The organism is Mesorhizobium sp. B2-7-3 (assembly GCF_006440715.1).
In the GTDB taxonomy this organism is placed as follows: domain Bacteria; phylum Pseudomonadota; class Alphaproteobacteria; order Rhizobiales; family Rhizobiaceae; genus Mesorhizobium; species Mesorhizobium australicum.
On record NZ_VFTY01000001.1, the window covers coordinates 142,277 to 165,556 of the forward strand.

25 protein-coding genes are annotated in these 23,280 nt (G+C 63.9%); 8 read left to right on the forward strand and 17 right to left on the reverse strand.

The annotated features are described in order from the left end of the window. Nucleotides 1-135 precede the first annotated feature (135 nt). The 6 genes from FJW04_RS00720 to ugpC all read left to right on the forward strand — a co-directional run bounded on the left by FJW04_RS00720 (nucleotide 136) and on the right by ugpC (nucleotide 6,510). Nucleotides 136-1,053 (forward strand): AraC family transcriptional regulator, encoded by a 918-nt coding sequence (locus tag FJW04_RS00720; RefSeq protein ID WP_015314478.1) that lies wholly within the window; start codon nucleotides 136-138, stop codon nucleotides 1,051-1,053. A 241-nt stretch (nucleotides 1,054-1,294) separates the two neighbouring features. Next, the gene (locus FJW04_RS00725) at nucleotides 1,295-2,566 is read left to right on the forward strand and encodes an extracellular solute-binding protein (RefSeq protein WP_140711768.1); all 1,272 of its coding nucleotides are present in this window, start codon (nucleotides 1,295-1,297) and stop codon (nucleotides 2,564-2,566) included. A gap of 118 nt (nucleotides 2,567-2,684) precedes the next feature. Continuing rightward, nucleotides 2,685-3,551 carry a sugar ABC transporter permease gene (locus tag FJW04_RS00730; protein ID WP_140711770.1) on the forward strand — a complete coding sequence of 289 codons (867 nt, stop codon included), beginning with the start codon at nucleotides 2,685-2,687 and terminating at the stop codon, nucleotides 3,549-3,551. Next, nucleotides 3,548-4,360, forward strand: coding sequence for a carbohydrate ABC transporter permease (locus FJW04_RS00735; protein ID WP_140660182.1), 813 nt, complete (start codon nucleotides 3,548-3,550; stop codon nucleotides 4,358-4,360). The genes FJW04_RS00730 and FJW04_RS00735 overlap by 4 nt, the downstream gene beginning before the upstream one ends. Nucleotides 4,361-4,375: 15 nt before the next feature. Beyond that, entirely contained in the window at nucleotides 4,376-5,422 is a 1,047-nt protein-coding gene (locus FJW04_RS00740) for an NAD(P)-dependent alcohol dehydrogenase (protein WP_140711772.1), read from the forward strand. 2 nt (nucleotides 5,423-5,424) lie between these two features. Continuing rightward, entirely contained in the window at nucleotides 5,425-6,510 is a 1,086-nt protein-coding gene (gene ugpC / locus FJW04_RS00745) for a sn-glycerol-3-phosphate ABC transporter ATP-binding protein UgpC (protein WP_140711774.1), read from the forward strand. A gap of 11 nt (nucleotides 6,511-6,521) precedes the next feature. Here the strand turns inward: ugpC and FJW04_RS00750 are convergent, their stop codons facing one another. From FJW04_RS00750 to gcvA, 9 genes are all read right to left on the reverse strand, one after another. Then, entirely contained in the window at nucleotides 6,522-8,108 is a 1,587-nt protein-coding gene (locus tag FJW04_RS00750; RefSeq protein WP_140711776.1) for an FGGY-family carbohydrate kinase, read from the reverse strand. After that, on the reverse strand, nucleotides 8,105-8,788 hold the full coding sequence (locus FJW04_RS00755) for an HAD-IA family hydrolase (RefSeq protein WP_140711778.1): 684 nt from the start codon (nucleotides 8,786-8,788) through the stop codon (nucleotides 8,105-8,107). Before FJW04_RS00755 ends, FJW04_RS00750 begins: the two co-directional genes overlap by 4 nt. Before the next feature lie 15 nt (nucleotides 8,789-8,803). Continuing rightward, nucleotides 8,804-10,282: a mannitol dehydrogenase family protein gene (locus tag FJW04_RS00760; protein WP_140711780.1), complete on the reverse strand. Its 1,479-nt coding sequence runs from the start codon at nucleotides 10,280-10,282 to the stop codon at nucleotides 8,804-8,806. Between the two features lie 163 nt (nucleotides 10,283-10,445). Further along, nucleotides 10,446-11,216 (reverse strand): L-iditol 2-dehydrogenase, encoded by a 771-nt coding sequence (locus FJW04_RS00765; RefSeq protein ID WP_140660188.1) that lies wholly within the window; start codon nucleotides 11,214-11,216, stop codon nucleotides 10,446-10,448. A gap of 38 nt (nucleotides 11,217-11,254) precedes the next feature. Then, nucleotides 11,255-12,259 (reverse strand): ABC transporter ATP-binding protein, encoded by a 1,005-nt coding sequence (locus tag FJW04_RS00770; RefSeq protein ID WP_015314488.1) that lies wholly within the window; start codon nucleotides 12,257-12,259, stop codon nucleotides 11,255-11,257. Between the two features lie 50 nt (nucleotides 12,260-12,309). Beyond that, nucleotides 12,310-13,134: a carbohydrate ABC transporter permease gene (locus tag FJW04_RS00775; RefSeq protein WP_015314489.1), complete on the reverse strand. Its 825-nt coding sequence runs from the start codon at nucleotides 13,132-13,134 to the stop codon at nucleotides 12,310-12,312. An 11-nt stretch (nucleotides 13,135-13,145) separates the two neighbouring features. After that, nucleotides 13,146-14,018: a sugar ABC transporter permease gene (locus tag FJW04_RS00780; RefSeq protein WP_015314490.1), complete on the reverse strand. Its 873-nt coding sequence runs from the start codon at nucleotides 14,016-14,018 to the stop codon at nucleotides 13,146-13,148. A 124-nt stretch (nucleotides 14,019-14,142) separates the two neighbouring features. After that, nucleotides 14,143-15,453, reverse strand: a complete 1,311-nt coding sequence (locus tag FJW04_RS00785) for a sugar ABC transporter substrate-binding protein (RefSeq protein ID WP_015314491.1) — start codon at nucleotides 15,451-15,453, stop codon at nucleotides 14,143-14,145. 236 nt (nucleotides 15,454-15,689) lie between these two features. Continuing rightward, the gene (gene gcvA / locus FJW04_RS00790) at nucleotides 15,690-16,595 is read right to left on the reverse strand and encodes a transcriptional regulator GcvA (protein ID WP_015314492.1); all 906 of its coding nucleotides are present in this window, start codon (nucleotides 16,593-16,595) and stop codon (nucleotides 15,690-15,692) included. A gap of 110 nt (nucleotides 16,596-16,705) precedes the next feature. On the opposite strand from gcvA, the gene FJW04_RS00795 reads away from it, so the two are divergent. Further along, a complete protein-coding gene (locus FJW04_RS00795; protein WP_015314493.1) occupies nucleotides 16,706-16,891 on the forward strand; it encodes a hypothetical protein in 186 nt (61 codons plus the stop codon). Nucleotides 16,892-16,916: 25 nt separating this feature from the next. Here the strand turns inward: FJW04_RS00795 and FJW04_RS00800 are convergent, their stop codons facing one another. Further along, complete coding sequence (locus tag FJW04_RS00800; RefSeq protein ID WP_140615310.1) at nucleotides 16,917-17,876, reverse strand: sugar-binding transcriptional regulator; 960 nt, start codon at nucleotides 17,874-17,876, stop codon at nucleotides 16,917-16,919. A gap of 242 nt (nucleotides 17,877-18,118) precedes the next feature. On the opposite strand from FJW04_RS00800, the gene FJW04_RS00805 reads away from it, so the two are divergent. Continuing rightward, nucleotides 18,119-18,751 carry an HAD family phosphatase gene (locus FJW04_RS00805; protein ID WP_015314495.1) on the forward strand — a complete coding sequence of 211 codons (633 nt, stop codon included), beginning with the start codon at nucleotides 18,119-18,121 and terminating at the stop codon, nucleotides 18,749-18,751. 3 nt (nucleotides 18,752-18,754) lie between these two features. On the opposite strand, the gene FJW04_RS00810 is transcribed toward FJW04_RS00805, so the two are convergent. The 7 genes from FJW04_RS00810 to FJW04_RS00840 form a co-directional block, all read right to left on the reverse strand. After that, nucleotides 18,755-19,522, reverse strand: a complete 768-nt coding sequence (locus FJW04_RS00810; RefSeq protein ID WP_015314496.1) for a class II aldolase and adducin N-terminal domain-containing protein — start codon at nucleotides 19,520-19,522, stop codon at nucleotides 18,755-18,757. A gap of 80 nt (nucleotides 19,523-19,602) precedes the next feature. Then, nucleotides 19,603-20,244 (reverse strand): urease accessory protein UreG, encoded by a 642-nt coding sequence (gene ureG, locus FJW04_RS00815; RefSeq protein WP_023772208.1) that lies wholly within the window; start codon nucleotides 20,242-20,244, stop codon nucleotides 19,603-19,605. Beyond that, nucleotides 20,241-20,681 carry a DUF3995 domain-containing protein gene (locus FJW04_RS00820; RefSeq protein WP_140615316.1) on the reverse strand — a complete coding sequence of 147 codons (441 nt, stop codon included), beginning with the start codon at nucleotides 20,679-20,681 and terminating at the stop codon, nucleotides 20,241-20,243. The genes ureG and FJW04_RS00820 overlap by 4 nt, the downstream gene beginning before the upstream one ends. Then, nucleotides 20,678-21,349: an urease accessory protein UreF gene (locus FJW04_RS00825; RefSeq protein ID WP_181172870.1), complete on the reverse strand. Its 672-nt coding sequence runs from the start codon at nucleotides 21,347-21,349 to the stop codon at nucleotides 20,678-20,680. Before FJW04_RS00825 ends, FJW04_RS00820 begins: the two co-directional genes overlap by 4 nt. Next, a complete protein-coding gene (ureE, locus tag FJW04_RS00830) occupies nucleotides 21,342-21,902 on the reverse strand; it encodes an urease accessory protein UreE (RefSeq protein WP_140615318.1) in 561 nt (186 codons plus the stop codon). The genes FJW04_RS00825 and ureE overlap by 8 nt, the downstream gene beginning before the upstream one ends. A 70-nt stretch (nucleotides 21,903-21,972) precedes the next feature. Further along, nucleotides 21,973-22,608: a glutathione S-transferase family protein gene (locus FJW04_RS00835; protein WP_140615321.1), complete on the reverse strand. Its 636-nt coding sequence runs from the start codon at nucleotides 22,606-22,608 to the stop codon at nucleotides 21,973-21,975. A 45-nt stretch (nucleotides 22,609-22,653) separates the two neighbouring features. Beyond that, a complete protein-coding gene (locus tag FJW04_RS00840) occupies nucleotides 22,654-23,247 on the reverse strand; it encodes a hypothetical protein (protein ID WP_140711782.1) in 594 nt (197 codons plus the stop codon). Nucleotides 23,248-23,280: the final 33 nt, after the last annotated feature.

Here is a 23,280-nt window from a genome sequence, read left to right on the forward strand (position 1 = left end):
ATGCGACATGAAGGCAAGGGAGGGGCGCGAGAACAAATTGAGCCAGCGCCATGCCGGGAGGCGTCGCCTCGTTCCCTTGCCGGCCCGGGCTGCTCCGGATTAAAACATCGGCGGCGGGCGAATATGGGAGGCAGGATGGCGTTCAGACGCAGAAAGAACACGGCGGCGATCCCGCGCACGGCGCCTTCCTTCGAGCATATCGTCACCGAGGCGAGCGACAGTTTCCTGTGGCGGCTGGACGACTATCCCTGGGAGCGCAATGTCTGGAACTTCCATCCGGAATACGAGATCCACCTGCTGCGGAAATCCTCCGGCGTGGTCCTGGTCGGCGACCATATTGGCGAGTTCGGGCCGGGCTACCTCACCATCGTCGGTGGTGGCCTGCCGCATGACTGGGTCACCGCGGTGCAGCCAGGCGAGTTGATCGAGGGTCGCGACATCGTGCTGCAATTCGATGCCGAGCGGCTGCGAGGATCGGCTGACATGCTGCCGGAATTGCGCGAACTGGAGCCGTTCCTGGAACGGTCGCTGCGCGGCATGGTCTTCCACGGCGGGACCGCGCTTGAAGGCGCCGCGCTGATGGAGCGGATGGGTACGGTGCATGGGCTGGCCCGGTTCTGCCTGTTCCTCGAACTGGTCGACCTGCTGGCCCGGACCGATGAGTATGAGCTGTTGTCGTCACCGAACTTCCAGCCGGTTCTCGATGCCGCCTCGCTCGACATCATCCAGCGCACGCTGACCTATCTGTTCCAGCATTTCGCGGAGGATCTGAAGCTGCCTGACGTGGCCGAGCTGGCCGGCATGAGCGAAAGCACCTTCTCGCGGTTCTTCCAGAAGAACACCGGCAATTCCTTCAGCGACCATCTTGCCAAGCTCAGGCTGTGGCAGGCGTGCAAGCTCCTGGCTGATACCGATGTGCCGATCACCGACATCTGTTTCCAGGTCGGCTACATGAACATATCCAACTTCAACCGCGCCTTCCTGCGCAAGCACAAGATGACGCCGTCATCCTATCGCAAGCTGTCGCGGCAGCGTCTGGCGATGCGCGCATAAGCGCATCCTGAATCACCCTTTTGGACCAGATCGATACTCGTGTGACGCGTCCCCTATATGGGCGCCGATTTTTGCGCTGCACAATGCATAAAAGTACAGGTCTGCTGCAACGGGGCTTCTAGCTTGGCCCCTCGCAACTGCGCATTTTGGCGACGGGTGGCATGTCGTTCGGGCGATGGTGAGGATCGCGCAACCCGATGACCTGCGTTTCCTGCGACGTATTCCTGGAGGAGAAAAGATCATGAAACCAGTTCGGCTCGCTGCCTGCCTTGGCGCAGCTTTCGTGCTTTCCGCTACCGTTTCAACCCTAGCCCTGGCGCAGGCGCCGGTCTGTTCGGCACCGGTCAAGGTGCTGGCGCAGCCACGCGACGGCCTGACGCTTCTGGAGGACTCAAAGGCCGAGTTCGAGAAGCTCTCCGGCGCGAGCTTCAAGATCGATTATCTCAATGAGAACGATCGCCGCGCCAAGTCGCGCGCGGACGCGTCCACAGTCGGCAACTACAACGTCTACTATGTCGATGAAGCAAATGTGGCGCTTTTCGCCTCGTCGAAGTGGATCGTGCCGCTGACCGATTTTTATCCGGCCGACTACGACTATGCCGACTTCGACCCGGGCCGCCAGAAGGTCGCCACCTATGACGGCAAGGTCTGGTTCGCGCCGCTGACCGGCGGCGGCGACCTGATGGTCTACCGCAAGGACGTGCTGGAGGCCGCCGGCATCCAGCCGCCCAAGACGCTGGACGAGCTGATCGCCGACGTGCCGAAGCTGACCAATGCCGACAAGGGCATGTATGGCATCGCGCTGCGCGGCGCACGCGGGTCGGGCGCAAATGTCTGGCGCTGGATGCCGTTCTTCAGGGCCTATGGCGGCAAGTGGTTCGACGGCGACAAGCCGGCCTTCAATTCGGAGGCCGCGGTCAAGGCAACCGAGACCTATCTGAAGCTGTTCAAGGATTCGGCTCCCGGCACGCAGACCGGCAGCTGGGATGAATCGACCGGCGCCTTCCTGTCGGGCCAGGTCGCGATCCTGGTCGAATCGACGCCGCTTTCGGGCATGGCGGTCGATCCGAAAACCTCGCAAGTGGTCGGCAAGATCGGCTTCCTGCCGCCGCCCTCGCCACTTCCCGGCGGCGGTTACGGCCATGGCCTCGCCATCGCGGCGAAGGCCAATGCCGACGACGCTTCGAAGAAATGCGCCGGCCTGTTCATCGCCTGGGCAACGTCGAAGGAAAACGAGAAGCGCCGGCTCGACGCCCACCAGTTCGGTGAGCTGAACCGCACCAGCATCCTGTCCAGCAAGGAGTTCGCCGATATCTACGGCGCCGATCTCGGCCAGGCGCTTGCCGAAACAGGCAAGGTGACGGCGGTGAACTTCTGGCAGGATCCACGCTGGCCGGATCTCGGCGACCGCTGGGGCATCATCCTCGAGGAATTGATCGCCGGCACGCGCACCGACGTCAAGGGCAGCCTCAACGAGCTCGAGGCCTATGCCAATGAGCTGGTGAAGAAGTAGGTCCCTCCCTCTTGCGGCGCGCGGTTCGCGGCAGTCTCGGGACCGCCGGAACCTGTGCGTCGCAGGAGGGCCTGCCCGTCATGTCCAGATATCAGAGACACAGCAAGGCCTGAGACCAATGCCTCGACGTTCATCCCTGCCGGTCACCTTTGTCGTGCCGACGCTGGTCATTCTGCTGATCCTGTCGATGGTGCCGACGCTCTACGCGATCATCGTCGCCCTGCAGAACCGCGAGCTGAGCTCGACGGCCTATTCCTGGGTCTGGTTCTCGAACTTCTTTGATCTATTCTCCGACCGCCGCTTCCTCAACGCCGTCTGGGTGTCGGTGAAGTGGGAGGTGGTCACCGTCGTGGCAACGATGGTGGTGGCGATCGGGCTCGGCGTGCTGATGTTCGAGGCCGCCTCGCCGCGCCTGCGCAATCTCTACTGCCTGCTGTTCATCATCCCGGTGCTGCTGCCGCGCGTCTCGGCCGCCTTCGTCTGGAAGTTCGCCTACCATCCCCTCTACGGCATCGCCACCTACCCCTACCGGCTCATTACCGGCGGCTTGATCTTCGACCCGCTGTCCAAGCCCGCGACGGCGCTGTTCGCGGTGGCTTCGGTCGACGTCTGGCAATGGGGCCTGTTCTTCGCCGTCATCGTGCTGAAGCTGTTGGAGACCTTGCCGCCGCAGCCGATCGAGGCGGCCCGACTCGACCACGCCCGGCGCTGGCAGATCCACGCCTACGTCACCTTGCCGATGCTGAAGGCGCCGCTGATCAGCCTGATGTTCGTCAAGATGATCGAGTCGCTGCGCTCCTTCGACCTGATCTATGTGATGACCCGCGGCGGGCCGGGCGTGGCAACCGAAACGCTCGACATGTACGCCTTCTCGCAAGGCTTCATCGAGTCCGGCAAGGTCTCCTACGCCTCGGCGATGGCCGTGCTGATGATGATCGCCACCGTCATCACCTTCACGATGCTGTGGAAGCGGGTGCAGGCATGAGGCCCGGCCGCATCATCGCCAAGGCCGTCCTAGCCTTCGCCGGCTTCCTCGCGGTATTCCCGCTGCTGTGGACGGCGCTCAATTCGCTGAAGAACAGCGTCGACATCATCACCCGCGTTCCCCGCCTCGTGTTCACGCCGACGCTTGCCAACATCAGCTACATCCTTGGCCGCGACAGCGTCATCACGGGCCTCTACAATTCGGTCGTCGCCTGCGGCACGGCCGTGCTGATCGGCGTCGTGCTTGGCCTGCCCGCGGCCTACGCGGTGGCGCGCTATCCCAACCGCTGGGCCGGCGATATCCAGTTCTTCGTGCTGTCGCTGCGTTTCCTACCGCCGGTGGCGGTGGCGATCCCGCTGATGGTGATCTGGCTGCAGCTCGGCCTCTACGACACTTTGCCGGCTTTGATCGTCACCTATTCCCTGCTCACCATCTCGGTGATTATGTGGCTGGCCATCCCAGCCTTCCAGGCCGTGCCGAAGGAAGTCGAGGAAGCCGCCTTTGTTGACGGGTACGGCGCTTACGCGGTGTTCTGGCGGATCGCGCTGCCCGTGGCTGCCCGTTCGCTGATCGGCGCGATTGCCTTCAGCTTCGTGCTGGTCTGGAACGAGTTCCTGATCGCGCTGATGCTGTCGAGTTCCAATGCCAAGACCTTGCCGATCGTCGCCTCCGAACTCTCCCAGCAAGGCATGAACGTGCCGTGGGGGATTTTGAACGCCTCGGTCGTGCTCCTGTCGCTGCCGCCGCTGCTTTTCCTCGGCGTGCTCAGCGGTTTCCTGAATTCCATTTTCCGGCAAAAAAAGACTTGAAGTGAGGACGACCCGATGCGGGCTTTGGTACTTGAGAAAAAAGGCGAACTGTCGCTGCGCGAGATCGCGTTGCCGCTCGATGTCGGACCCGACGACGTCAGGATCGCCATCCACACGGTCGGCGTCTGCGGCAGCGACGTGCACTATTACACCCATGGCGCCATCGGCAGCTATGTCGTGCGGGCGCCGATGGTGCTCGGCCACGAGGCCGCCGGCACAATCGTCGAGGTCGGCGCTAATGTCAGGAGTTTGAAAGTCGGCGACCGCGTCTGCATGGAGCCCGGCGTGCCGAACCTGTCGTCGCGCGCGACAAAACTCGGCATCTACAATGTCGACCCGGACGTCACTTTCTGGGCGACGCCGCCGGTGCACGGCATTCTTGCTCCCTTTGCCGTGCACCCGGCGGCTTTCACCTACAGGCTGCCCGACAATGTCTCCTTCGCCGAGGGCGCCATGGTCGAGCCCTTCGCCATCGGCATGCAGGCGGCAAGCCGTGCCCGCATCATTCCGGGCGATGTCGCCGTCGTCGTCGGCTGCGGCCCGATCGGCATCATGATCGCGCTTGCCGCCCTTGCCGGCGGCTGTTCGAAAGTGCTGATTTCCGACTTTTCCGCGCCCAAGCTGACGATCGCAGCGCAATATGCCGGCATCGTGCCGGTCAATATCGGCGAGCAGTCGCTTGTCGACGTCGTCGCGGCCGCGACCGACAATTGGGGCGCCGACATCGTCTTCGAGGCGAGCGGGAGCCCCAAGGCCTTCGCCGACCTGTTCGATGTCGTGCGGCCAGGTGGCGCGGTGGTGCTGGTCGGGCTGCCGGTGGAGCCGGTGGCCCTCAACGTACCGGCGGCGATCTCGAAGGAAGTGCGCATCGAGACGGTGTTCCGCTATGCCAACATTTTCGACCGCGCCCTGCAGCTCATCGCCTCCGGCAAGGTCGACCTCAAGCCGCTGATCACCGGCACCTATGATTTCGCCGACAGCATCAAGGCGTTCGAACGAGCCGCCGAAGGCAACCCGCAGGACGTCAAGCTGCAGATCCTGCTTACAGGCGAAAAGGGCTGACCATGTCCGCGATTGTTTGCTCCCATGTCGACAAGGCCTATGGCGCCACCACGGTCATCCGCGATCTCAACCTCAGCATTGAAGAGCACGAATTCGTCGTGTTCCTAGGCCCGTCCGGCTGCGGCAAGTCGACCTTGCTCAGGATGCTGGCGGGTCTGGAGGACATCAGCGGCGGCGAGGTCTCGATCGGCGGCAAGGTGGTCAACGATCTCGATCCGGGGGATCGCGGCATCGCCATGGTGTTCCAGAACTACGCGCTCTATCCGCACATGACGATCTTCGACAACATCGCCTTCGGGCTGCGGCGCCAGAAGGTGCCGGCGGCCGAGATCCGCAAGCGGGTCGAAGCGGTGTCGGGGACGCTGGGGCTCGACCCTTATCTCGGCCGCAAGCCAGCCGAACTTTCCGGCGGCCAGCAGCAGCGCGTGGCGATCGCCCGGGCCATGATCAAGACGCCCAAGGTGTTCCTGTTCGACGAGCCGTTGTCCAATCTCGACGCCAAATTGCGCAACCATATGCGCGTCGAGATCGCGCGGCTGCACCAGTCGCTGAAGACCACCACCGTCTATGTCACCCACGACCAGCTGGAGGCGATGACGCTTGCCGACCGCATCGTGCTGCTCAAGGACGGCGTCATCGAGCAGATCGGCTCGCCAGCGGAAATCTACCGGCGGCCGGGCAATATTTTCGTGGCCGGCTTCATCGGCACGCCGAACATGAATTTTGCCGATGTGACGGTCGCCCGCGCCGGCAACGGCTGGACGCTGACCGGCGCCGGAACGGTGCTTTCGATAGACGGGGCGGGTTTTCATCTCCAGCCGGGCGATCGCGCCGTGCTGGGCATCCGCCCGCCGGACCTGAAGACGGCCAGCGTCGGCGCCGCCGGCATATTGCAGGGCACTGCCGATCTCATCGAATTCCATGGCAATGACGCGCTGGTGACCTTCGGCTCCGGCGGCAAGGAGATCAGCGCACTGGTTCCGGCACGCGAATGCCCGGTGCTGCATGCGCCCGTCCGCTATACGTTCGAGGAGGAAGCGATCCACCTGTTCGACGCGACATCGGGCGCGTCCCTGCGCAAGCAATAGAGCGCTGAGACCTACCGGATGGCGTCGAGCACCTGCCGCTGCCGGTGCATTTCCAGGAAAATACGGTAGTCGCGATCGAAGCGGGGGCCGGCCGCCGGGTTGGCGGCGCGTGTCTTGCCACCCTGCTGCATGGCAAGGCAGGCGGCGTTGAGGTCGGGGAACAGCCCGGCGGCGGTCGCCGCCACCATGCCGGTGCCGAGCAGCACCGCCTCGTCGGCCAGCGGCTCGACCACCGTACAGCCGGTGGCGTCGGCATAGAGCTCCATCAAGAGCGGGTTCTTGGTGTGGCCGCCGGTGACGTGCAGCGTGTCGATCAGGTAGCCGTTCTCATTCAGCGCCTCCAGCACATGGCGCACGCCGAGCGCGATGCCGACGGCGGTGCGCCAGTAGAGCTTGCACAGGCTGTCGAACGACGAATCCAGCGTCAAACCGCTGACGACGCCGACGGCGTGCGGGTCGGCCAGCGGCGAGCGGTTGCCGTGGAAATCCGGCAGCACATGCAGCCGCGCGGCAAGGTTCTCGCCCTCGGCGGCGCGCAGTTCGGCGACGCGCCCGGCGATCCTGGCATGCATGCCCGCGTTCGGCTCGCCGCCGGCGCCGTGCCAGCGGATCATGTGGTCGAGCAGCGCCCCAGTCGCCGACTGGCCGCCTTCCGACAGCCACAGCTTCGGCAGCGCGGCGCCGTAATAAGGGCCCCAGACGCCGGCGAAAGGCTGCGGGTCGGGCGACATCGCCATGACGCAGGAGGACGTGCCGGCGATCAGCGCCAGATGGCGGCCGATATTCTGGTCGTCGCCGGCAAAACCGCCGAGCACGCCAAGCGCCCCGGCATAGGCATCGATGACGCCTGCGCCGACGCGGCAGTTTTCGGTCAAGCCGAGTTCCGCCGCTGCCTGCGCCGTCAACGGACCGATATCGGCGCCAACCGGGCTTGCCTTTTCGGGCAGATTGCCATGGTCAAAAAGATCGTCGAGGCCGACGAGTTCGAAGAAATCGCGCTGCCATGCGCTGTCCTGGTGCGCCAGATAAGTCCATTTCGCTGTCAGTGTGCATTGCGAGCGGGCCAGCGAGCCCGTTGCCTGCCAGGTCAGGAAATCGGCCAGGTCGAACAGGTAGCCGGCTTCATTCCATGTCTTCGGTAGATTACGCTTCAGCCACATCAGCTTCGGCGTCGCCATCTCGGGCGACATGACGCCGCCGATATAATTCAGCACCTCGTGGCCGCTCGCCGTGCATTCGTCGGCTTCGGCGATGGCGCGGTGATCGAGCCAGACAATGGTGTCCCAGCGCTTGTCGCCGGTCGTCGACACACTGAGCTGGCCGCCTTGCCTGTCCCGCACGACCAGAGAACAGGTGGCATCGAAGGAAATACCGGCAATATCCCCGGCGGCGACGCCGGCCTTTTCCCGCGCGGCACGCACGGCGGTGCAGACGGCGGACCAGATATCGCGCGAATCATGCTCGGCATGATCCGGCTTCGGCTGGTTCATGGCGATCGGCCGCTCGGCGCGGCCGAGCAAGGTGCCACTGGCGTCGAGAATGCCCGCGCGAGCGCTCCCGGTGCCGACATCGACCGCGCAGACAAACTGTTTCGTCAAGATGCTCTAACTCTCGCTCCCAGGCCTGCAATCAGATCGGGCAATTGCAGCATGTCAGCGAATATAAAGTCCGGTTCGGTCGACGCAAGCCGAGCTTTCAATCCCGGATTGCCGGCGTGCGCGCCGCCGGTAAAGGCAAGGACGCGCATGCCTGCCGCGCGTGCGGCGGCGACACCGGCCGGGCTGTCCTCGATGACGAGACATCTGCGCGGATGGGCTCGCATGGTGGCGGCGGCGTGGAGGAAAAGGTCGGGCGCCGGCTTTCCCTTGGCAACCATGGCCGCGCTGAACAGATGCGGCTCCATCAGCGTCAGCAGACCGGTGATGTCGAGCGCGTAACGAATGCGTTCCAGCGTGCCGGAAGAGGCGACGCAGTACGGCAGGCCGAGCTTCGGCAGCATCTCCTTGACGCCGGGGATCGGCTTCAGCTCCTCGCGAAACTTTCGCATGAGCTCGACGCGCATGGCGGTGAGATGCTGATCGGTGATCTCCAGGCCGAAGTCGCGGCCAAGGATCTCACGCACGCTCTTCATGCTCTTGCCTAGGAAATACTCGTAGGCAGCGTCCTCGCCGAGACTGCCGCCGGCGAGTTCGATCATGCCGAGCAGCGCCGAGACGGAGAGCGCCTCGCTGTCGACCAGCACGCCGTCGCAGTCGAAGATGACCAGTTCAGGCGTCATGATGCCGGCTGGCTCTCAGAGCTTGCCGGCGAGGTAGCGCGTCAGCGTGGCGCGCGTGCCATCGGCCCAGAGCACGTTGAGCGCGTGGGCGAAGGCCTCGACGAAGGCGGCGGCGCGGCCGACGTCGCCATAGATATCGTCCATCGCAAGCCAGGCGGCGGGCGCGTCCTTTGCCGCCTTCGCCGTTGCCTTCAGCCGGTCCCAGCTCGGGTCGTTGGGCTCGATGACGGCGCCGCTGTCCGTCGCGCCGAAGCAGTAGCGGCACCAAAGGGCCGATTCCAGCGCCAGTCCGGCAACGCCTTTGCCGGTCTTCAGCCGGTCGGCGATGGTCGGGATGATGAATTTCGGCTGGCGATTGGACCCGTCGAGGCAGAGCCGGCGCACCGTGTCGCCGATCTTGGGATTGGAGAAGCGCTTCTCGATGAGCTGGTAATAGTCTTCCAGCACCGTGTCCGGCACCGGCGGCACGGTCGGGATGATCTCGTCGTGCTCGAGCTTGTCGAGGAACCCGCGCACCAGCGGCTCCTGCATCGCCTCATGGACGAAGTGGATGTCCATCAGCCCAGCCGGATAGGCTATCGTGGCATGGCCACCATTGAGGATGCGGATCTTCATCAGCTCATAAGGGGCGACGTCCTTAACGAACTGCACGCCGACCTTTTCCAGCGGCGGGCGGCCATCGGTGAAATGGTCTTCCAGCACCCATTGCCGGAACGGCTCGCAGAACACCGGCCAGTTGTCCTCGATGCCAAAATCGTCGGCGAGGATCTTGCGCTCGCGGTCGCTGGTGGCCGGCGTGATGCGGTCGACCATGGCGTTCGGGAAGGCGACCGTCTCGCTGACCCAGCTCGCCAGATCCTCGTCGATCAGGCGGGCAAGGCCGATAACACCATCCGACGTGACATGGCCGTTGTGGGGAATGTTGTCGCAGGACATCACGGTGAACGGCACGATACCATCCTGGCGGCGTCGCACCAGCCCGGCCAGGATAATGCCGAACACGGTTTTCGGTGTGGCGCCCGGCTGCGCGTCGGCGACGATGTCGGGATGGGTCGGGTTGAAGACGCCGGAGGCCGGGTCGATGAAATAGCCGCCTTCGGTGATGGTCAGCGAAACGATCCTGATCGCCGGATCGGCCAGCCGATCGATGATGGCGGCGGCATCTCCCGGCATCAGGAAATCGATCATCGCGCCGGTGACGCGGGCGCTCATATCGCCCTCGTCCTGCTCGACCACTGTGGTCAGCCAATCCTGCTCTTCAAGCTTGCCGCGGCCGATCTTCTCGCCGTCGAACACGCCGGCGCCGACCAGCGCCCAATCATGACCGATGCCCTGACCGAACAGGTCGTCGAGATAGACGGCCTGGTGCGAGCGGTGAAAATTGCCGACACCGAAATGCACGATGCCGGCTTTCAGCGCCGAGCGGTCATAGTTCGGACCTGCGACCTTGGGCGGAAGCCTGACGAGGCTCGAGGAAGAAAGTTTCACGGTCATCTGCTTTACCCTTTGGCCGATTTGCAGCCCGACTGTTTCGCCTCCTTCGGGAGGGCGAGGATGAGGGCCGCACCTGGTGTTCCAGCATGCGGCCCCTCACCCGCCCCCGCGGCGCCTTCTCCGGAGGAAAGAAAGAGGCGCCGTCCCCCTCAAATCGTTCTTTTCAACTCATCCATTGGCCGCCATCGACATTGTAGGTCTGGGCGACGATGTATTCGGCCTCGTCACTGGCGAGGAACACGGCCATGCCGGCGAGGTCTTCCGGCTTGCCCATGCGGCCGTAAGGCACGCCTTCGCCGACCAGCCGCTTTTTTTCGCCCTTCGGCCGGTTCTCGTATTTGGCGAACAAGGCATCGACCTCGTCCCACATGTCGCTGTCGACGACGCCGGGCGCGATGCCGTTGACGTTGATGCGGTGCTTGATCAGATCGAGCCCGGCCGACTGGGTCAGCGAGATGACCGCGGCCTTGGTGGCGCAATAGACCGCGACCAGCGGCTCGCCGCGACGCCCGGCCTGGCTTGCCATGTTGATGATCCTGCCACCCTTGCCCCGCGCGATCATCGACCGGGCGGCTGCCTGCAGCATGAACAGCGTGCCCGCGACATTGACGGAGAAAAGCTTTTCATAGCTCGCCCGAGATATCTCCACGATCGGGGCCAGGTCGAACAAAGCGGCGTTGTTGATCAGGATGTCGAGACCGCCCGCCTTGTCCTCCACCGCCTTCACCGCCGCATCGATGGATGCCTGGTCGGTGACGTCGAGTTTCACGGCATAGGCGTTGTCGCCGATCGCGGCGGCCGTCTTCTGCGCGGCTTCAAGGTTGATATCGGCGATCGCGACAGTGGCGCCCTCGCGCACATAGGCTTCGGCGAAAGCCCTGCCGATGCCTCGCGCCGATCCCGTGACCAGCGCCGATTTGCCTTGCAGCCTCACTGTCCCATCCTCACCGGTCCATCCTCACTGGCCCACCCTCACTGGGCCATCGCCTTGCCGTCAGCGCCGAAGCGATGCAGCTTGGCCTTGTCAGGGGTGAGATAGATCGTGTCGCCATGGCGGACCGCCAGTTCGCCGTCGGCGCGCACCGTCAGCGGCCCGACGCCGTCGGCTTGAACGTGCAGGAACGTGTCGGAGCCCAGATGCTCGGCCACGCCGACCGTCGCCTTCCAGTCGCCCGCCGTGGTCGATATCTGCATATGTTCGGGCCGGATGCCGATGGTCTTGGCGGTGTATTTGCCAGCCGGCGCGCCTTCGATCAGGTTCATCTTGGGCGAGCCGATGAAGCCGGCGACGAACAGGTTCTTCGGCGTCTTGTAGAGTTCCATCGGCGAGCCAACCTGCTCGATATTGCCGGCGTTGAGCACGACGATCTTGTCGGCCATGGTCATGGCCTCGACCTGATCGTGGGTGACGTAGATCATCGTGGTTTTCAGCTGATGGTGCAGTTCGCTGATCTCCAGCCGCATGGTGCCGCGCAGTGCCGCGTCGAGATTGGACAGCGGTTCGTCGAACAGGAAGGCCGAGGGCTGGCGCACAATGGCGCGGCCGATGGCGACGCGCTGGCGCTGGCCGCCGGAGAGCTGGCCGGGGCGGCGTTCGAGGTAGTTGGTAAGGTTGAGCACGCGCGCCGCGTCCTTCACCTTCCTGTCGATGGTCGCCTGGTCCTCGCCCGCCATCTTCAGCGGGAAGGCGATGTTCTTGGCCACCGTCATATGCGGGTAGAGCGCATAGGACTGAAACACCATGGCAAGCTTGCGCTTGGCCGGCGCCTCGCCGGTGACGTCGCGGCCATCGATGTTGATGGTGCCGCCGCTGGTGTCCTCAAGACCGGCGATCAGCCTGAGCAGCGTGGACTTGCCGCAACCCGACGGGCCGACGAAGACGACGAACTCGCCGTTTTCGATCACCAGGTCGAGGCCGGGGATGATGGACGTCGAACCAAAGGACTTGGAGACGTTCTTGAGCGTGATGTTTCCCATGGTTTCCTCCCCGAGGGCTGTTTTTCGCCGATTGCTTCAGGCAATTTCCGTCACTTCACCGCGCCAAATGTCAGGCCGCGCACCAGCTGCTTCTGGCTGAACCAGCCCATGATCAGGATCGGCGCGATGGCCAGGGTCGAGGCGGCCGAAAGCTTGGCCCAGAACAGGCCTTGCGGGCTGGAGAAGGAGCTGATGAAGGCGGTGAGCGGTGCGGCTTCCGTGGTGGTCAGCCGGATCGTCCAGAACGCCTCGTTCCAGGCCAGGATGATGTTGAGCAGCATCGTCGAGGCGATGCCGGGCACCGCCATCGGCGTCAGCACGTACCAGATTTCACCCCACAAGGATGCGCCGTCCATACGCGAGGCTTCCAGGATTTCGCCTGGGATTTCGCGGAAGTAGGTGTAGAGCATCCACACCACGATCGGCAGGTTGATCAGCATCAGCATGATCATCAGGCCGATGCGCGAGTCGAGCAGGCCGAGATTGCGGAAGATCAGGTAGATCGGGAACAGCACGGCGACCGCCGGCATCATCTTGGTGGACAGCATCCACATCAATATGTCCTTGGTCCGCTTGGTCGGCGAAAACGCCATCGACCATGCCGCCGGAATGGCGACCAACAGCGCCAGGATGGTTGAGCCGACGGACAGCAGCACCGAGTTCAGGAAGAATTTGAAATAGCCGCTCTGCGCCTGGACTTCGGCGTAGCTCTCGAAAGTCCCGGACGGGATCAGGTTGAAGCCCTGGATTGCCTCCTGTTCCGACTTGAACGAGGTGATGATCGTATAGAGGATCGGAAAGAAGATCAGCAGCGCGACGGTCCAGGCGGCAATTGTCGCGATTGTCTTGTGCTGGGTGGTGACTGAGCGTGCCATCGTATCCTCCCTTACTTGTCCAGGTTCTTGCCGACGGCGCGCATGGCGAAGAAGGCGACGATGTTGGCGAGAATGACGGCGATCACACCGCCCGCGGATGCCTGGCCGATTTTGAATTCCAGCAACGCCTTCTGGTAGACGAGGAAGGGCAGGTTGGTGGAGGCGTAACCAGGGCCGCCATTGGTGGTGACCAGGATCTCGGCATAGACCGAGAGCAGGAAGATCGTCTGGATCAGGATGACGACGGTGATCGCCCGCGACATGTGCGGCAGCGTCAGATAGATGAAGCGGCTGATGAAGCCGGCCCCGTCCATCTCGGCGGCTTCCTTCTGCTCGCCGTCGAGCGACTGCAGCGCGGTCAGGAGGATCAATGTCGCGAAAGGCAGCCACTGCCAGGCAACGATGATGATGATCGCCGTCATCGGATGCTGGCCGAACCAGTCGATCGGCTGTGCCCCGAAGAAGCGCGCTATGTCGGCGAACACGCCATATTGCGGGTGCATGATCATGTTCTTCCACACCAATGCGGCCACCGGCGGCATGACGAAGAACGGCGAAATGACGAGGATGCGCACGATCCCTTGTCCCCACATCGGCTGATCGATGAGCAGCGCCAGCAGGATGCCGCCGATCACCGTGATCAGCAGCACGCTGACCACCAGGACAAGCGTGTTGAGGATCGACTGCAGGAAGGCCGGATTGGAATAGAACAGCGCGTAGTTGGATAAGCCGACGAACCCGTCGCGCATTGGGTTGAGCGGATTGTACTGCTGGAAGGAGAACCAGATCGTGATGACCAGCGGCACGATCATCCAGACGAACAGCAGCACCACGGAAGGCGCCATCATGAATCGGGCAAGCGAACGGGTCTGCTGAGTAGCCATGACGGTCACCCTTCAAGGATCAGGCTGAATTTTCACAGGCTCTGGAAAGGCGGCCGCCCGAACTGGGTTTCGGGCGGCCGGTGCCGGTCGAGGAGGTGACCGGCGTTCGGCACCGGGAGGAGCCTTACTTGATGTAGCCGCCCTCGGTCATCGCCGCGGTGGAGGCGTCCTGGGCCTGCTTCAGCGCATCGTCGACGCTCGACTGGCCGGCAAGAGCCGCCGAGAAGAGCTGGCCGACGGTGGTGCCAAGGCCCTGGAATTCAGGGATGGCGACAAACTGCACGCCGACATAAGGCACCGGCTTGACGGTCGGATGCGTCGGGTCGGCGGCATTGATGGAGTCCAGGGTCATCTTGGCGAACGGAGCCGCCTTCTGGTACTCGGGATTGGCGTAGAGCGAGGAACGCGTGCCCGGAGGCACGTTTGCCCAGCCTTCCTTCGACGCGACGAGCTCGGCATAGTGCTTGCTGGTCGCCCATGAGACGAACTTCTCGGCGGCGTCGGCCTTCTGCGTGCCGGCCGGGATCGCCAGCGACCACGCCCACAGCCAGTTGCCCCGCTTGCCCAAGCCATTATCCGGCGCCAGGGCATAGCCGACCTTGTCGGCGACGGTGGAGTTCTTCGGGTCGGAGACGAAGGAGGCGGCGACGGTGGCGTCGATCCACATGCCGCACTTGCCCTGCTGGAAGAGCGCCAGGTTCTCGTTGAAGCCGTTGGACGAGGCGCCCTCGGGACCGTCGGCCTTCATCAGGTCGACATAGAACTGCAGCGTCTTCTTCCATTCCGGCTGGTCGAACTGCGGCTTCCAGTTCTCGTCGAACCAGCGGGCGCCGAAGGAGTTCGACATGGCGGTCAGGAAAGCCATGTTCTCGCCCCAGCCGGCCTTGCCGCGCAGGCAGACGCCGTTCACGCCATTGGCGCGGTCGGTCATCTTGTCGGCCGCCTGCTTGATGAAATCCCAGGTCGGGGCGTCGGGCATTTTCAGCCCAGCCTTTTCCATCAGGTCCTTGCGGTACATGACGAAGGAGCTCTCGCCGTAGAAGGGCGCGGCATAGAGCTTGCCATCGACCGAAAGGCCGCCGGCGATGGCCGGGATGATGTCCTTGGCGTCATAGTCGTCGCCGAGCTTGTCGAGCGGCAGGAGCCAGCTCTGCTTGGCCCAGATCGGAACCTCGTAGGTGCCGATGGTCATCACGTCATACTGGCCACCCTTGGTGGCGATGTCGGTGGTGACGCGCTCGCGCAGCACGTTCTCTTCGAGCGTGACCCAGTTGAGCTGGATGTCCGGGTTAGCCTTGGTGAAGTCGTCGGTCAGCTTCTGCATGCGGACCATATCGCCATTGTTGACGGTGGCGATGGTGATGGATTCGGCGTGTGCGGCGAACGCAAGCGTGCTGGCCGACAACAAGCCCAGGGTGAGCGTGCGAAGTTTCATCAAATTCCTCCCATAAACCAAGTTGAGCATTTGCCTTGGTTGTGAGCAATTACTCACTTAGTCTTAATTATGTCAAGCCGGATTCGATGCTGCAGCGCAGCACACGGCCGGCGAATGGGGCGGAGGTTCGAAGACAGGGCTCGGGTTGCCGCCGTCTGGAGTCCAGGCGGCGGGGCCAAAGCCTCTCGAGCGGGATGTCGTTTGTTGCCCCGGTCCGACGTCGGCTTATGTGCCGGTCAGCAGGCGATCTCGGCCAGCAGCCAGTCGCGGAAGGCGCGGATCTTGGGCACGTTGCGGCGCGCCTCGGGGTAGACCAGCCAGTAGGCGTGCCCGTCGTCGCCGACCAGGTCGAATGGCTGGATCAGCCGGCCGTCGGCGAGTTCGGCCTTGAACAGCGCACGGGTCAGGATCGCCACGCCATGGCCCGATATGGCCGCGTTGGCTTCATAGGCCTGCGCGCCCATGCTGCTGCCGGGCCGCCTGGCAAGGTCGTGGCTGTGCACGCCGGCGGCCTCGAACCATTGCGTCCACCAGATATCGCTGGGATCGAGGATCGGCAGCTTGAGCAGGTCGGCCGGTTCGTTGATGCCGCCGATGCTCGCAGCGAGCTTCGGGCTCAGCATGGGCGTGAAATCGGCATCGAGCAGCTTGTGGGCTTCCAGCCCCGGCCATTTGCCGCCGCCAGAACGAATGGCGAGGTCGACATCCTCGCGGGCGAAATCCGTCAGCCGGCTCGACGTGTCGAGCCGCACGGCAAGCGAGGGATGCGCGATCTGGAATGCGCCCAGATGGTGCGCCAGCCAGTTCGAGGCAAAAGTCAGCACCGTGGTGACGCACAACAACCCGTCCGCCCCGCCGCGCGCGGCGGCATAGGCCTGGCTAAGAATGGCAAAGGCCTCGCTGACCGCCGGCGCCAGGCGCTGGCCGGCTTCGGTCAGTTCGATCTGCCGCGGCCGGCGCAGGAACAGCGGAGCGCCGACGCGCTCCTCCAGCACCTTGATTTGATAGCTGACCGCCGCTTGCGTCATGGCGAGTTCGCCGGCGGCCTTGGTGAAGGAAAGATGCCGCGCCACCGCCTCGAACACCCGGATCGCCTGCAACGGCGGCAGCTGCGAAACCTGTGGCGCGCTGAGGTCAGGCATAAAGCCTCCTTATGGGTCGTTATCGACGTTCGATTGGCAAAAGCGGCCGGCAAGGCCGACATTCATCCTCAACCCGTCATTCGGGTTCAGGATAACGAAGGTTGACGATCATGACCATGGCGCAGCAAAAATGCACTCCCGCCCCCGATCATCGCTGGATTTCGTGGCTTGCGGACGGATTCGGCTGGTTCGCGACCCGAAAAAGGGCGCATCTCGACGTCAGGGACCTGTCACCGCATCTGCAGCGCGACCTCGGTTTCCTCGATGGCAACGACCCTTTCGGCCGGCACCAATAGCCTTGCTGGCTTTATCGCGAAGCCGTCAGATACTGGCCAGCAGGGCGGCCGCCGTCCGCTCGTCGGTGATGAGCCCGTTGACCAGCCGTCGGTTGACCGCCGCCAGGATGCCGGGCAGCTTGCGCTCGCCCATGGCGAGCGCGATCACCAGCGACTTCTCGCGCGACGGGAGCGCCGCCGACGACACCCGGTCATTGGTGATGCCGTCGATCATGCGGCCCTCGCGATCGAACACCCAGCCAACGATTTCAGCGACGCCGCCGGCCTTCTGCAAGGCTTTCAGTTCGCTTTCGGAAATGAAGCCATCCTCGTAGAGCGGCGCCTTCGGGCCGAGGTCGCCGATACCGATGAAGGTGACGTCGGCCTCCGCCGCAAGCACCAGTGTCGGCTGGATCATCGGCTGGTTGAGCAGCATCTCGCGCTCCTGCGGCGAAGAGGCGATGACCGGCAGCGGCATCGGGAAGGACCGCGCCTTGACCCTGTCGGCCATGGTGAAGATGACGTTGTAGAAAGCGGCCGAGCCATCTGGCGAGATGTTGCCGGTCAAGGACACCACCTTGTGCTGCGGGCATTCCATCGGTGGTAATTGTTCGATCGCCGCCTTCAGCGTCCGTCCGGTGCCGATGCCCATGACGATCGGCGTCGGCGACCGCAGCCGCCGCTCGATCTCGGCGGCCGCCGCTTCGGCGATGCCGATAGTGGTGGAGGATGAATTGGGGTCGCTCGGCACCACCTCGACCAGGTCGAGCGCGAAGCGCGATTTCAGCCGTGCAGCGAGATCAAGGCAGTTGGCGATCGGATGATCGACGCGGACCTTGATCAGGCCTTCCGACACCGCCAGCGACACCAGACGCTGCGCCGTCTGCCTCGATATGCCGAGCGTGGCGGCGATCTGGTCCTGTGTGTTGCCGGCAACATAATAGAGCCAGCCGGCGCGCGCCGCGTCGTCCAGCCTGTTGCTGCCGCCATCCTGCCGGGTATTCACGTCCAGCCTCCCGAAACCGCCGATCATCAGGCGGTCGTATCAGTTTCGCAGGGAATGACCGCCTGCGCAATTGTCAATCGCAAGAGCAAATGCCTGCGCCGAAGCAGCGGTGATTTCTCCGCAAACATCCTGTCGGAGAAAGCGTCGCGGGTCCGTTTCCCCATCTGAAGGCATGTTCAATGGCCGCCAAAGGTTTATCTCGCGGCGCAAACCCTTTAAGGGATCGAAAAAAGGAGCGCTGCATGACACCGAAGGCGGTTTTCTGGGACATGGACGGGACGCTGGTCGACAGCGAACCGCTGCATGAGGCAGCCCTCATCGCAGCGATGCGCAATGCCGGCCTCACGCCTCCGGCCGATCTGCACGAACGCGTGCTCGGCGTCGCCGCCTGGCCGGTCTACGAAATGATGCGCGACGAGTTCGGGCTGCAACTGCCCTTCGACGAATGGATCGTTCACAAATATGAGCATTACCTGCCGCTGGTCGAGGGGCTTAAGCCGCGCCCAGGCGCCATCGAGATCTTCAAGGAGTTGCGCGCGCTCGGCGTGCAGCAGGCGGTGGTCTCAAACTCGGATCGGATGATCGTCGACGCCAATCTGCATATGGTCGGGCTGACCTACCCCGGCATGAAGACGATCAGCCGCAACGATGTGCGGGAAGGCAAGCCGCACGCGGAGCCTTTCCTTCGCGCCGCCTATCTGGCAGACGTCGATCCCGCGCACGCCGTCGCGGTCGACGACAGCTGGCCGGGCGCCATGGCGGGCTTGGCGGCGGGAATGAAGACGATCTTCTGGCCCGAAAAGCCGATGGAAGGACCGCCCGGCGCCATTGTCATCAACAGCGCCGGGGAATTGCGGGCTCAGCTCGGACTGTAGCCTTCAGTTCCGGTACACCGGCTCCTGTTCATCGAGGATCGCCTTCAACTCGGCGAGATGACGTTCGGCCTGGCCAGGATAGTTGTCCATCTCGCTCGCCGCCTTCTCGGCGATTGCGTCGGAAAGGGTGCGCAGCGGCCGGCCCGTCCACAGGGCCTTGATGTAGGTCTCGGCGGCACGCTCGAAATAGAACATGCGGTTAAAGGCGTCGGCGACGGTGTCGCCGATGACCAGCACGCCATGGTTGCCCATCACCATCACCTTGACCTTGGGGTCGGCGAGAAGCTGCGAGCAGCGCTCGCCCTCTTCCTCGAAGGCCAGTCCGCCATAATGGGCGTCGACGACGTGACGGTTGAAGAACATCGCCGAATTCTGGTCGATCGGCGGCAGCGTCGAGTCGGCAAGCGAGGCCAGCACGGTGGCGTGGATCGAATGGACGTGCATGACGCAGCGCGCGTGCGGCACGTTGCGATGGACGGCGCCGTGCAGGCCCCATGCCGTGGGGTCGGGTGCATTCGGCCCGGAAAGCGTCTCGGGGTCGTTGGCGTCGATCTCGATCAGGTCGCTGGCCTTGATGCGCGAGAAATGCACCTGGTTCGGGTTCATCAGGAACCTGGTGCCGTCGTCGTTGACCGCCAGCGAGAAATGGTTGGCCACCGCCTCATGCATGTTGAGCCGCGCCGTCCAGCGGAAGGCGCAGGCGAGATCGACGCGCTCTTCGTAGAAGGGCAGGTTGGTGAGCGTTTCCTTCTGCAGGCGGGCGATGCTCATCGAAAATATCCTCCGGTTTGGCCCAGAATGCCGCGCGCCGCTGGTGCCCGCAACCGCTTTCGCTTGGTGCAGAAGGCCAGTTATGCCGCGGTGCTTGCGGCGCCAACGGTTCGCAGTCCGCCGTGCTCGACGATGAAATCGATCACCTCCCGCAGGCCCTTGCCGCGCGAAAGATCGGTGAAGCCGAACGGTCGCTTGCCGCGCATACGGCCGGCGTCGCTCTCCATGACATCGAGATTGACGTTCACATAGGGCGCAAGATCGCTTTTGTTGATGACCAGGAAATCGGACCGCGTGATCGCCGGGCCGCCTTTGCGCGGGATTTCTTCGCCCTGGCAGACCGAGATGACGTACAGCGTGAGATCCGCAAGGTCCGGCGAGAAGGTGGCGGCAAGGTTGTCGCCACCGGATTCGATGAAGATGATGTCGAGGTCGGGAAACTTGCGGTTGAGCTCGGCGATCGCCTGCAGATTGATCGAGGCATCCTCACGGATGGCGGTGTGCGGGCAGCCGCCGGTCTCGACGCCGACGATGCGGTCCTCCGGCAGCGCCTGCAGCCGGGCCAGCATCATGGCGTCCTCCCTGGTGTAGATGTCGTTGGTGACGACGGCGATGGAGAACTCGTCGCGCAGCGCCTTGCAGAGTTTTTCGGTGAGCGTCGTCTTGCCGGAACCGACGGGGCCGCCAATGCCGATACGAAGGGGGCCGTTGGGTTGTGTCATGTCGGAAACTCCGTGATGGCAAGGACTGCGAAGCCGAGCCCGATCAACAGGCAGAGCGGCGAATAGAAACTGGAATCGAGCCGAGCGAAAGGCTGTTGCGGCGCCAGCCGGCGCCACCAGGGCGTGAAACCGGCAATGCCGCGCCCCAGGAACACCAGTCCGATCAGCATCGCGGTAGCCGCGAGGCCCTGCTTGGGAAACGGCGAGGCAAAGAAACCGATGAGCGCCAGCGGCCACAGCGTTGCCAGGCCGAGGCAGGCGGCAACGGCGAAACTGGCGAACGGCGTCGGCATTTCGTTGACGCCGCGAAAGCCGACGACAGCGTGGGCGCAGGACGCCGCGTCCCTGCCCGGCCAGACGCCGCCTATGCCCCAATAGACATGCAGTGCCGTGATCAGCAGCAGGACGAAGGAGAGGACGAAGGCGAGGAGGATCATGAGCGGAACAATCGCGAATACTGGGTTTCGTGCTTCATGGCCATGACGTCGGAGACGAAGGCGCAGCCGCCGAGGTCGTCCAATGTCGAGCGGGACGCGCGGGCAGCGGTCGAGAGCGCCAGCGGCTCGAAACCCGCGAGCAGCGTCGTCGCCTCGTTCTGGCCGATCATGCCGAGCCGGATCGCGGCCTGGACGAGGTTGGAGAAGAAGGCTTGCGCGAAGGCGCACAGCGCGTCCTCAAGCGCGATGCCATTGCCGCCGGCCACGGCTCCGACGGCCACGCAATAGGCGCAATCGGCCGGCAAGCGCTCCAGCACGGCAGTGGGCCAGGCGGCGGCTGCTTTGAGGAAGGCCGCGCCTTGCAGCATGGTCTCGGCGTGGCGTTCGCGCGAGCCGGCCAGTGCCTCGGCCAGTGCGACAACCTCGGCCAGATCGCCACCTTCACGGGCGCGGCGCCAGCTTTCGGCGAACAGCACGGCATCGTTCCAGCCCGAGCCCATCTCGACCAGCGCCTCCAGCCAGCCGGCAAGGCCGGCGGCATTGGTCACCAGCGCATCTTGCACCGCGCGCTCGAGGCCATGGCTGTAGGCAAAGCCGCCGACCGGAAAGGCCGGCGACAGCCACGCCATCAGCCGTAGCAGGGCGATGCCGGACGGCTGGTCAGTCATGATCATGGTGGTGATCGTGCGAATGCGCGTGGCTGTGCGCATGCGCTTCGCTATGGCTGTGGCCATGCGCGTGGCCGTGATCATGCCCGCCGGAATAGGCGCCGCGCACCGGTTTGAACGGCTCGGAGACGTCGCGCACCGTGGCGCCTAGCCCCTCCAGCATCGCCTTGATGACGTGGTCGCGCAGGATGAGGATACGGTGCGCCTCGATGCCTGCGGCGAGATGGCGGTTGCCGATATGCCAGGCGAGTTCGGCGAGATGCACGGCGTCGCGGGCGCGGATGTCATAGACCTCTTCGGGCGCCGCGATGATCTCGATATGGCCGCCATCCTCCAGCACCAGCCGGTCGCCATCGTTCAGAGCGACAGGCTCGGGCAGGTCGACCAGCACCTTGCCGCCGTCGGCAAGTTCGATGGCGCGGCGGCGCAGATGCCGCTCGTCATGGGCGAGAACGGCACGGCCGGACGGCGCGGTGGTTGCGGCCGTGCCGGCGGGCAATACGGAGACGGCGCGCGGGAATTTGGTGAAGTCGGTGTTGAGGTTGAGCTTCATTTCATGGAACCTCCATCAGAGCGCCGCGCGTCCCCTTAGACGTGCAAAGGACGCTCTAACACGTTTGAACCTATGCATCGTGCTTTCCGAAAATCGATTCCGATTTTCGGGCCGATGCATTGGCTTGCGCCCGGGTCCGGGCCGGCCGCGCCAGAAGGCGATCGAAATAGCTATTGACGCGCTCGGAGTCGATCGGGAAACGGCCGGCACGCGCCCAGCCGCCCATGTCGCCGAGCAGCACGTCGACGGCGGAAAACCGGTCGCCGAGCGCGAACGGCTTGTCGCCGAGCCGGCGCTCCAGCGCCTTGACCTCCGTGGCGAAGTCAAAGGCCGCGGCAGGACCGACATCGACCCGCACCTCCCTGGGCAGGAGGAAACGGTGGCGCAATTTGTTCCACAGCGGCGCCTCGAACTCGCTCTGGGCAAAATGCATCCAGGAATCCATTTCGGCGCGGCCAGCGAGACCGGGATTGGCGCCCATACCTTTATCGGCGTGCTTGTCGGCGAGATAGACGCAGATCGCCGCCGAATCCGTCACCGTCAATTCACCGTCTATGAGGATCGGCACCTTGCCCGACGGATTGAGCGCATAGGCTTCGGGCGAGCGCAGCTTGACCTCGACGAACTCATAGGGCTGGCCGAGTTCCTCCAGCATCCAGAGGACGCGACTGACCCGGGATCCGCGCGATCCGACGGCCTTGTACATCGTTGAACCCTGCCTTTCCCGAGCAGCCTAGTGCATCCGCGGCCGTCATACGATCGTGTCGAAGAGCCGCAGGATGAACGATATCTGGTAGATCAGCGCCGCCGCGACGAAGGCGATGTGGAACCGGCGGTCGCGCACCAGAATCGCCACGACGCACAGCACGACGAAGACCGGCGTGCGGAACAGATACTCGCTGCCGAAGCGGGCGAAATGCTCAGGCCCCTTCAGCAAAGTGTCGACCACGTCGAGCAGGTAGGTCGCCGCCAGCAGGCCGAAGAACCAGGCGCGGCGCGAATAGAAGAAATCCTCGTAGCTGGTGTAGTCCAGCATCGAATCCGGAAACAGCAGCGCGCAGAGCAGGAACAGGGTGATCGCGTAGAAAATGATGAACAGGTACTTGCCGAAGGTCCAGGTTTCGATGGTGTAGAGGCCGAACTCCCACCACCAGAAATGCACCAGCATCAACAGCACCGAGGCGACCCAGGCCAGATGCACGGGGTAGAGACGGTATTGGCCGGGATGCTGGACAATGCGCGCCACCCCCGACAGCAGGCGCGCGACGCCAAGCCCGATCACCATGCCCATGACGATGCGAATATGCGGGAAAATGTCGTGGGCGGAGGCTATTTGCTGGTCCATAGGTAGCTAATAATGCTCTCGATGCTATGAAAA

Excerpts from the sequence above, each read along its gene's own strand:
- FJW04_RS00720 (WP_015314478.1), top strand. The coding sequence starts at position 136 with ATGGCGTTCAGACGCAGAAAGAACACGGCGGCGATCCCGCGCACGGCG.
- FJW04_RS00725 (WP_140711768.1), top strand. The coding sequence starts at position 1,295 with ATGAAACCAGTTCGGCTCGCTGCCTGCCTTGGCGCAGCTTTCGTGCTT.
- FJW04_RS00730 (WP_140711770.1), top strand. The coding sequence starts at position 2,685 with ATGCCTCGACGTTCATCCCTGCCGGTCACCTTTGTCGTGCCGACGCTG.
- FJW04_RS00735 (WP_140660182.1), top strand. The coding sequence starts at position 3,548 with ATGAGGCCCGGCCGCATCATCGCCAAGGCCGTCCTAGCCTTCGCCGGC.
- FJW04_RS00740 (WP_140711772.1), top strand. The coding sequence starts at position 4,376 with ATGCGGGCTTTGGTACTTGAGAAAAAAGGCGAACTGTCGCTGCGCGAG.
- ugpC (WP_140711774.1), top strand. The coding sequence starts at position 5,425 with ATGTCCGCGATTGTTTGCTCCCATGTCGACAAGGCCTATGGCGCCACC.
- FJW04_RS00755 (WP_140711778.1), bottom strand. The coding sequence starts at position 8,788 with ATGACGCCTGAACTGGTCATCTTCGACTGCGACGGCGTGCTGGTCGAC.
- FJW04_RS00760 (WP_140711780.1), bottom strand. The coding sequence starts at position 10,282 with ATGACCGTGAAACTTTCTTCCTCGAGCCTCGTCAGGCTTCCGCCCAAG.
- FJW04_RS00770 (WP_015314488.1), bottom strand. The coding sequence starts at position 12,259 with ATGGGAAACATCACGCTCAAGAACGTCTCCAAGTCCTTTGGTTCGACG.
- FJW04_RS00775 (WP_015314489.1), bottom strand. The coding sequence starts at position 13,134 with ATGGCACGCTCAGTCACCACCCAGCACAAGACAATCGCGACAATTGCC.
- FJW04_RS00780 (WP_015314490.1), bottom strand. The coding sequence starts at position 14,018 with ATGGCTACTCAGCAGACCCGTTCGCTTGCCCGATTCATGATGGCGCCT.
- FJW04_RS00785 (WP_015314491.1), bottom strand. The coding sequence starts at position 15,453 with ATGAAACTTCGCACGCTCACCCTGGGCTTGTTGTCGGCCAGCACGCTT.
- gcvA (WP_015314492.1), bottom strand. The coding sequence starts at position 16,595 with ATGCCTGACCTCAGCGCGCCACAGGTTTCGCAGCTGCCGCCGTTGCAG.
- FJW04_RS00795 (WP_015314493.1), top strand. The coding sequence starts at position 16,706 with ATGACCATGGCGCAGCAAAAATGCACTCCCGCCCCCGATCATCGCTGG.
- FJW04_RS00805 (WP_015314495.1), top strand. The coding sequence starts at position 18,119 with ATGACACCGAAGGCGGTTTTCTGGGACATGGACGGGACGCTGGTCGAC.
- FJW04_RS00810 (WP_015314496.1), bottom strand. The coding sequence starts at position 19,522 with ATGAGCATCGCCCGCCTGCAGAAGGAAACGCTCACCAACCTGCCCTTC.
- ureG (WP_023772208.1), bottom strand. The coding sequence starts at position 20,244 with ATGACACAACCCAACGGCCCCCTTCGTATCGGCATTGGCGGCCCCGTC.
- FJW04_RS00820 (WP_140615316.1), bottom strand. The coding sequence starts at position 20,681 with ATGATCCTCCTCGCCTTCGTCCTCTCCTTCGTCCTGCTGCTGATCACG.
- FJW04_RS00825 (WP_181172870.1), bottom strand. The coding sequence starts at position 21,349 with ATGACTGACCAGCCGTCCGGCATCGCCCTGCTACGGCTGATGGCGTGG.
- ureE (WP_140615318.1), bottom strand. The coding sequence starts at position 21,902 with ATGAAGCTCAACCTCAACACCGACTTCACCAAATTCCCGCGCGCCGTC.
- FJW04_RS00835 (WP_140615321.1), bottom strand. The coding sequence starts at position 22,608 with ATGTACAAGGCCGTCGGATCGCGCGGATCCCGGGTCAGTCGCGTCCTC.
- FJW04_RS00840 (WP_140711782.1), bottom strand. The coding sequence starts at position 23,247 with ATGGACCAGCAAATAGCCTCCGCCCACGACATTTTCCCGCATATTCGC.